A 7,580-nucleotide genomic window follows, 5' to 3' on the forward strand; every position below is an offset into this window, starting at 1 on the left:
CTGCAGTGCAGTTGGAAAGCAGCCCGTGTGACACGCTGGCCGCAGAAGCCTTTCTGCTGCCACTCTGCGCGGAACTGACGGCGGAAAGCTTCGCTGATGATATTCCTGTCTGGCTCAGCCAAGCCTGCACAGCCGCAAAATCGCCCGAGGTTTTCCGCAACGGTTCTGCCGGACTGGTCGCCGTCGCAGGCAAGGCACACCCGCATGTCAGCCGTATGATGCGCAAGCATCTGGGGCAAACACCGTCCGACTATGTGAACCACATCCGGATGCAGCACGCCGCGCGGGCGTTGACCACCGACAGCGAAGCAATCAGCATGATAGCAGCCGATTGCGGCATTCCCAACATGTCGCATTTCCACAAACTCTTTCGGGCCGCGCACGGATTCACCCCGCTGCAGTACCGCCAGAAGTTTCAAAAGCAGGTGGTTCAACCGACCTGAAAAGTAACGGCGCAGCAGCAAATCATATAGTATTTGACCAAACGGTCAAAGCTTGCCAAGAGTGCGCCGAAGTGCCACGCTTGTCAGGCAGCGCAGGAGGCCACCTTGCAGACCACCCAATCCCCGACACTGACCACATCCCAGCTGCCGCAACTCCACCTACCACGCAACGACGGCATGCCGCTGGACCTTGATTGGGTCATGGCCGTACAGGCCAATACCTCGGCCATCGAAAGGCGGGCAAAAACCCTGCCTGGCCGACGCAGCGTGAAAAAAGACTATCAGGCCGCCTGGCTTTGCAAAGCGATCAGCCTGATGGATTTGACGACGCTTTCGGGCGACGACAGCGAAGGCCGCGTGCGCCGTCTTTGCGCCAAGGCCCGCCAGCCCGTTGCGCAACCGATCCTCGAAGCCTTGGGGATGGAGGGGCTGACCACCGGTGCCATCTGCGTCTATCACGAAATGGTGCCAACAGCCGTGGATGCGCTGCGAGGCAGTAGCATCCCTGTCGCCGCGGTCTCCACCGGCTTTCCGGCCGGCCTGTCCCCCTTCCATCTGCGCATCGCCGAGATCGGTGAAAGCGTCGCCGCGGGTGCTGCGGAAATCGACATCGTGATCAGCCGCCGCCATGTGCTGACAGGCAACTGGCAAGCGCTCTATGATGAAATGAAGGAAATGCGCGCCGCTTGCGGCGATGCGCATGTCAAGGCGATCCTTGCCACGGGCGAGCTTGGCACCCTGCGCAATGTCGCGCGCGCGTCGTTCGTTTGCATGATGGCAGGCGCCGATTTCATCAAAACATCGACGGGCAAAGAACCCGTCAACGCCACCCTGCCCGTCACCCTGACCATGATCCGCGCCATCCGTGACTATCAGGACCGGACGGGCATCAAGGTCGGCTACAAGCCTGCTGGCGGGATCAGCAAAGCCAAGGATGCGCTGGTCTACCTTGCCATGATCAAGGACGAACTGGGCGACCGTTGGCTACAACCCGACCTTTTCCGCTTTGGCGCTTCCAGCCTGTTGGGCGACATCGAGCGGCAACTCGAACATCACGTCACAGGGGCCTATTCCGCCTCGTGGCGTCACGCGATTGGATAAGCCATGACCATCAAGGAAATCTTCGAAACCATGGATTACGGCCCTGCACCCGAAAGCAGTGCCGAGGCGCTGGCTTGGCTGGCCAACCATGGCGGCATCGCAGGCCATTACATCAACGGCAAATGGGACGCCCTGCGCGACGACTTTGCGTCCAACAACCCAGCTACAGGTGAAAAACTGGCTGGCGTGACCAAAGGCACCATCGACGAAATCGACACCGCCGTTGCCGCCGCCCGCAAGGCGCAGCCCGCCTGGGCAAAATCAGGCCACAAACGCGCCCGCGTACTTTATGCCATCGCGCGATTGATGCAGAAACACAGCCGCCTGCTGGCGGTGATGGAAACGCTCGATAACGGCAAGCCGATCCGCGAAAGCCGCGACATCGACGTGCCACTCGCGATCCGGCATTTCTATCACCATGCAGGCTTTGCACAGTTGATGAAAGCCGAATTGCCCGACCGCGACCCCTTGGGCGTTTGCGGGCAGATCATCCCATGGAATTTCCCGCTGCTGATGTTGGCATGGAAGATCGCGCCTGCCTTGGCGATGGGCAACACGGTTGTCCTGAAACCTGCCGAATACACACCGCTGACGGCGATGGTCTTTGCCGATCTCTGCACACAAGCTGGCGTGCCCCCCGGTGTTGTGAATATCGTGACGGGCGACGGTGAAACAGGGGCGGCCCTTGTGAATGCCGACGTCGACAAGATCGCCTTTACAGGATCAACCGAAGTGGGCCGCAATATCCGCAAAGCGACCGCCGGGTCCGGCAAGGCGCTCTCGCTCGAACTGGGGGGCAAATCCCCTTACATCGTGTTCGAAGATGCCGACATTGATTCAGCGATCGAAGGGCTGGTCGATGCGATCTGGTTCAATCAGGGGCAGGTCTGCTGTGCAGGCTCGCGCCTTCTGGTGCAGGAAGGGATCGCCGACCGTTTCTATGCCAAGCTCAAGGCCCGCATGGACGGGCTGCGGATCGGTGACCCGCTGGACAAATGCATCGACATCGGCGCCATCGTTGATCCGGTTCAGCACGCGCAAATCAGCAAGATGGTCAGCACGAATACCGAAGGTGAAACCTATCAGACCAGCGCACCCGAGGGCTGTTTCTATCCGCCGACGCTGATCACCGGCCTAGCGCCCGCATCAACCTTGATGCAAGAGGAAATCTTTGGTCCTGTTCTGGTCGCGACAACCTTCCGCACGCCCGCCGAGGCGGTGCAGATCGCGAATAACACCCGTTACGGGCTTGCCGCCTCTGTCTGGTCGGAAAACATCAACCTTGCCCTTGATATCGCGCCGAAACTGGCTGCAGGGATCGTCTGGGTCAATGGCACCAACATGATGGACGCCGCCGCCGGTTTCGGTGGGGTGCGCGAAAGCGGCTTTGGGCGTGAGGGAGGCTGGGAAGGGCTGGCAGGCTATACCAAACCCAAAAATACCGCCAAACCGCTCAAGAAGATTGATGCATTCACCACCGAGGACGGCCACCCCGCAAATCCGCTGGATCGCACCGCGAAGCTTTATATCGGAGGCAAACAGGCGCGACCCGATGGTGGCTATTCCAACCCTGTTTTCAGCCCGCGCGGCAAGCTTCTGGGGCACGCGTCCATTGCCAATCGCAAGGACATCCGCAACGCAGTGGAGGCCTGCAACGCGGCCAAAGGCTGGTCCAAGACCACAGGCCACCTGCGCGCACAAATCCTTTACTATATTGCTGAAAACCTCTCGGCGCGCGCCGATGAGTTCGCAAATCGCATCAACCACATGACCGGCGGGCGCAGCGGTGCGGATGAGGTCGAAACATCCATTCGCACGCTCTTCACCTATGCAGCCTGGGCGGACAAATACGACGGCCATGTGCACGGTGTGCCCATCCGCGGCGTTGCCTTGGCAATGAAAGAACCCGTCGGCAACATCGGCATCCTGTGCGATGACGCCGCGCCACTTGCCGGGCTGATCAACGCCATGGCCCCCGCAATCGCAATGGGCAACTGCGTGATCCTTGCAGCAAGCGAACCTTTCCCGTTGGCTGCCACAGATTTCTATCAGGTTCTGGAAACTTCTGACGTACCTGCCGGTGTGGTGAACATCATCACCGGCACCCACACAGAGCTTGCGCCGACATTGGCCAAACACCTCGACATTGATGCGGTCTGGTCATTCTCCAGCAGTGAGCTGAGCGGCACAATCGAACAGGAAAGCGCGGGCAACCTCAAACGGACATGGGTGAACAACGGCACGGCTATGACGCCCTCAACAACAGACTACCTCGCCGCCAGCACGGAAATCAAAAACATCTGGATTCCCTACGGCGAATAATCGCCCCATCTTCTCATGTTCGAAAATACCTCGGGGGAGGCGCGCAGCGTCGGGGGCAGCGCCCCCTCTACCGCTTGTCCTTTTCGCGCCACGTATCCAGCCAGCGGCTGATCCGCCCCTTGCGTTCGGATACTTCAGCCTGAACCTCATCAATTTGATGGCCAGCCGCATCGAGAAGCGGATCAACAGAGCGTTCGCGAAACTGCCGCCACATTGCGCGGAGAAACAAGATCGCGACAATCACGAAAATAAAGAAGAAAATGTTGAACCAAGGGATGATAGTAACATCAGGCCCCTCCACGGGACGGATCGCAACGGCATTGGGAAAGGCCGAAATATACTCGTTGCGCCAACCGTAGTGGGTCATCACAGCCCACTTCGGATCATCGGCCGTTGAAACCAGATCATCCGCTTCGGTTTGCAGGTTCGCGGTGTCGAACTTGAAGTAGAATGGCCACGACCAGCCGGTATCTTCATTGCGATACACCATCACCTCGGTCCCTTCGCGCGGAATAAACCCGAGCAGCATCGTCCGTTGCTTGACCGTTTGAATGAACTGAACGTCACGATTGATCAGGGCTGCGGATTGATCATCCGGACGGGCCCAGAAGATCCGAGTCCAGTCGTTCAGGTCCTGCCGTTCCTGATAGGTGTTCACTACGCGTACGATATCATGCTGCGGCAAGGTATAATGCAGCAGCAGACCCACGATCACAAACACGGTTACACGAAAAGCTATCTTGATCCGGCGCATGGCGTCCGTCCTTTATCTGGCGTTGATCATATAGACGATTGCCCCGATCACGACCATCGGGACCACATAGACAAGTCCAATCAGCTTGGGGCGGACGGATGCATCATAGGCCTTTAACCCTTCAGAGACAAAAGTGTCTCGCGCGCCCGGCACGCCGCCGTCGGGGTGTTCGGTGTCGAATTCATCTTCCAACCGCTCTTTCCGGACCGACCGCGAATAAAGCGAGACGGAAAAGTAGATCACCGTCAGCCCGATAAAGCCAAAGATAACCAGTTTGATAAATCCCATCAGCTTCTCCCTCGTGCCACTGGCCCCCACGGCCCGACGCGCACAATCAAATCAGGTTGCGTGACCCTTGGCAATTCAGTCATCCCAGCCTCGTGGCCACCCAGCGCCCTATGCGCCCCTGCCTTATCGACTTGGTACTCGCGGTCAAGAAAATCAACGACATAAGCCCGCTTTTCGTCCGGCCATTCAGCATAGCTGCCGCCAGACCCTGCCATGCCTTTGGCAACTGGTCCGCATACTACCGCCCCAACTGGCGCAGATCGCGGTGTGTCGCGCCAGCAAGGTCTACTTTCATCTCGACTACAACAACGGCAACGATGAAGTCCATCTGCTGATGTAGTACTGCGGCAAAATCCACGCCGCGCACCTCAACGATCAGTTCGACCACTTTATGCAGCGTCAGAAATCCGCAATCGCGGTCCTGCGAATCGAAGACAAACGGGATAGGCAGCGCCAAAGTGCTGTTTTTTTGTCGCAACAATCGCTGCAGGGTGCTCCACCTCGCCAAAAAAGTACAGTCCACCAAAATGGCCGGGCGACGAATTCTCTTGCCGTCTGCTTCTGATTCGAAACTCATTGAATGAGTTCAGCAGGTTGTTATTCTGTTCGGTTGCAAAGCTGTGCGGAGACGCCGCTGGCCTAGACTGGTCCCGACGCCAACATGCCCGAGTGGGCGACAAGTATGCAAGCGGCCTGACCAACGCCGAAGCGCTCCGCGAGCACCGGCGCATGCTCCGTGCTGGCATGAATGTTAGCCCGAACCTTCGGCGTCGTCGTTGCGTGCTTGCGTGCTTGTGAAGATGGATAAGCATGGTGGCACTCCGTCTCGAACGTCCCGCAACACCGATCTTGCCATGAACAGGGCAGATCGCCGAGGAGAAATATGATCATCCGGGAGGGAACACCCATAGCATAAGTTTCACAATTAATGTTGGTTCATCTGGCCCACACCGCTGCCCGCTCAGCCTCGATCCGGGCGACAGCACTGGCTTTGCCATGGCGCAGCGCGTCCAGCTGGTAGGCGCGGACAAAGGCGCGCAATTCGGCATCACCGTGCCGTGGCACACGCCGCAGCATCGCACCAAAATATCCCTGCAACATCGCCAGCCCCCCCAATACAAAGGGCGGCTGGCGCATCCGGTTGACAGCTGACGCGATCATGAACAGCGGATGCGTGCCCATGTAATACTGCCCAAACCCGTGCCGCCGCCTCCAAGTATAGATGCTTTGCTGGCTCGACCCCATCGGGCGCAGGTGTTCAAAGCGTAGCTCCGGTTCGTCCCAGCTGACCGGTGTCCAGCCCAGCATCCGCGCCTTGTGGCAGTCGATCCCGTCCCACATCACCTCGCGGACAAAGCCGCCGATCTGGCGAAAACAGGCCACAGAATAGAGCTTGGTCATGCCAAGGCTCATCTCGTTACCGATCTTTTCGCTGACCAAGTCACCATTTGCATTGCGGAAATAAGCCTTGCCCGAACAGGTGCCGATGCGCGCGTCGGCCTGCATACGTTCGATCAGAATTTCAAAATACCGTGGTGGCAGATCCAGATCGAGGTCAAGTTTACACAGATAGTCGTAGTCATCGAGGTCCACGGTATCGAGGCCGAAATAAAACGCTTCGATCACCCCCGGCCCCACGGCGCGATGCCCCCGGTCAGGTTTAGGCAGCACCTTGATCCAGTCATGTTGGGCGGCAAATTCGGCCAATATCTGCGGGCTTTCATCGGTCGACCCGTCATCCACGATGATCCACAACGCCGGCCGCAGCGTCTGCGCGACCATGCTATCAAGCGTGCAGCGCATATAATCCGCCTCGTTCCGACCGGGCGAGATGACGACATAGGCGGGGTTTATGGGCTGGGTAATCATTTGACTTCAGGAATTCTAAAATCCGGGCGCGTTTCGCGCTGGCCCAAAATCCATCTGTAAACTTCATTGATTTTATGCGCTTTGGCTGACCATGTGAAATGGTTCTGAATATACTGCCGGCCACGCGCACTCATGGCAGGGAGATCATGCGGATCAGCGACAAGCGCGTCAAGGATCTCCGTTAATGCCACGATAATCTCAGTACGAGACCCAAGTGGAACCTTGTAACCGATATCCGGTATAACCAACTCTCCCGGGCCACCATAATCAACAACAATTGGTACCACGCCAAGGGCCAAGGCTTCAAGAACGACACCGCCACCAAATTCCCGGATCGACGGAAAGATCATCAAGTTGGAAGCAGATGCCACATCCTGCACATTCTGGTGTTTCAGATTGCCATGAAAAACGACGGCACTTTCCAATCCTTGCGCTTTAACTTGCGCCTCAAGATCGCTGCGCATTGGGCCATCGCCGATGATGTCCAGCGTCAGCCTGCCATCTGCCAGCAAGGGTGCGGCGGCCTCTATTGCCATATCGGCACCTTTGTAAGGAACAAGACGACCGATAAAGCACGCCCGAAGCGGCCCGTCGATATCTTGGGCAGACACGCGATTGAACCGCGCCGGGTTAATTGCATTTTCGGGCAACCAGATCACTTTTTCTGCAAAACCGGCTGGTATCTCACTGGCTGTGTGTTGCGATCCTGTCAGGATCGCGCGCGTGGCATGCAGCATCCGCTGGCGCCCGGGCAGGATTTTATAAACGCGCCTGACATAAGACAGCCATTCGCGTTCACGGCG

General features: G+C 58.0%; 9 protein-coding genes. 3 read left to right on the forward strand and 6 right to left on the reverse strand.

Features of this window, described 5'->3' with window-relative positions; translation table 11 throughout:
* From R6T97_RS11155 to R6T97_RS11165, 3 genes are all read left to right on the forward strand, one after another.
* Nucleotides 1-443 (forward strand): helix-turn-helix transcriptional regulator (locus tag R6T97_RS11155; protein WP_410349364.1); only part of this gene is annotated, 443 nt, incomplete at its 5' end.
* Nucleotides 444-620: 177 nt separating this feature from the next.
* Entirely contained in the window at nucleotides 621-1,544 is a 924-nt protein-coding gene (deoC, locus tag R6T97_RS11160) for a deoxyribose-phosphate aldolase (RefSeq protein ID WP_410349372.1), read from the forward strand.
* A gap of 3 nt (nucleotides 1,545-1,547) precedes the next feature.
* Nucleotides 1,548-3,866, forward strand: a complete 2,319-nt coding sequence (locus R6T97_RS11165; RefSeq protein ID WP_410349365.1) for an aldehyde dehydrogenase family protein — start codon at nucleotides 1,548-1,550, stop codon at nucleotides 3,864-3,866.
* A 67-nt stretch (nucleotides 3,867-3,933) separates the two neighbouring features.
* On the opposite strand, the gene R6T97_RS11170 is transcribed toward R6T97_RS11165, so the two are convergent.
* The 6 genes from R6T97_RS11170 to R6T97_RS11195 form a co-directional block, all read right to left on the reverse strand.
* Nucleotides 3,934-4,620 (reverse strand): DUF1523 family protein, encoded by a 687-nt coding sequence (locus tag R6T97_RS11170; protein WP_410349366.1) that lies wholly within the window; start codon nucleotides 4,618-4,620, stop codon nucleotides 3,934-3,936.
* A gap of 12 nt (nucleotides 4,621-4,632) precedes the next feature.
* Entirely contained in the window at nucleotides 4,633-4,908 is a 276-nt protein-coding gene (locus R6T97_RS11175; protein ID WP_410349367.1) for a hypothetical protein, read from the reverse strand.
* On the reverse strand, nucleotides 4,908-5,123 hold the full coding sequence (locus R6T97_RS11180) for a DUF6638 family protein (protein WP_410349368.1): 216 nt from the start codon (nucleotides 5,121-5,123) through the stop codon (nucleotides 4,908-4,910). The genes R6T97_RS11175 and R6T97_RS11180 overlap by 1 nt, the downstream gene beginning before the upstream one ends.
* 23 nt (nucleotides 5,124-5,146) lie before the next feature.
* Complete coding sequence (locus R6T97_RS11185) at nucleotides 5,147-5,485, reverse strand: DUF6638 family protein (RefSeq protein ID WP_410349369.1); 339 nt, start codon at nucleotides 5,483-5,485, stop codon at nucleotides 5,147-5,149.
* A gap of 359 nt (nucleotides 5,486-5,844) precedes the next feature.
* On the reverse strand, nucleotides 5,845-6,777 hold the full coding sequence (locus tag R6T97_RS11190; protein WP_410349370.1) for a glycosyltransferase family 2 protein: 933 nt from the start codon (nucleotides 6,775-6,777) through the stop codon (nucleotides 5,845-5,847).
* Nucleotides 6,774-7,580 (reverse strand): glycosyltransferase family 4 protein (locus R6T97_RS11195; RefSeq protein ID WP_410349371.1); only part of this gene is annotated, 807 nt, incomplete at its 5' end. The genes R6T97_RS11190 and R6T97_RS11195, both read right to left, overlap by 4 nt.

The sequence above is a fragment of the Yoonia sp. genome (assembly GCF_046498525.1).
Classification (GTDB): domain Bacteria; phylum Pseudomonadota; class Alphaproteobacteria; order Rhodobacterales; family Rhodobacteraceae; genus Yoonia.

Excerpts from the sequence above, each read along its gene's own strand:
- R6T97_RS11180 (WP_410349368.1), bottom strand. The coding sequence starts at position 5,123 with ATGGCAGGGTCTGGCGGCAGCTATGCTGAATGGCCGGACGAAAAGCGG.
- R6T97_RS11185 (WP_410349369.1), bottom strand. The coding sequence starts at position 5,485 with ATGAGTTTCGAATCAGAAGCAGACGGCAAGAGAATTCGTCGCCCGGCC.
- deoC (WP_410349372.1), top strand. The coding sequence starts at position 621 with ATGCCGCTGGACCTTGATTGGGTCATGGCCGTACAGGCCAATACCTCG.
- R6T97_RS11175 (WP_410349367.1), bottom strand. The coding sequence starts at position 4,908 with ATGGGATTTATCAAACTGGTTATCTTTGGCTTTATCGGGCTGACGGTG.
- R6T97_RS11165 (WP_410349365.1), top strand. The coding sequence starts at position 1,548 with ATGACCATCAAGGAAATCTTCGAAACCATGGATTACGGCCCTGCACCC.
- R6T97_RS11190 (WP_410349370.1), bottom strand. The coding sequence starts at position 6,777 with ATGATTACCCAGCCCATAAACCCCGCCTATGTCGTCATCTCGCCCGGT.
- R6T97_RS11170 (WP_410349366.1), bottom strand. The coding sequence starts at position 4,620 with ATGCGCCGGATCAAGATAGCTTTTCGTGTAACCGTGTTTGTGATCGTG.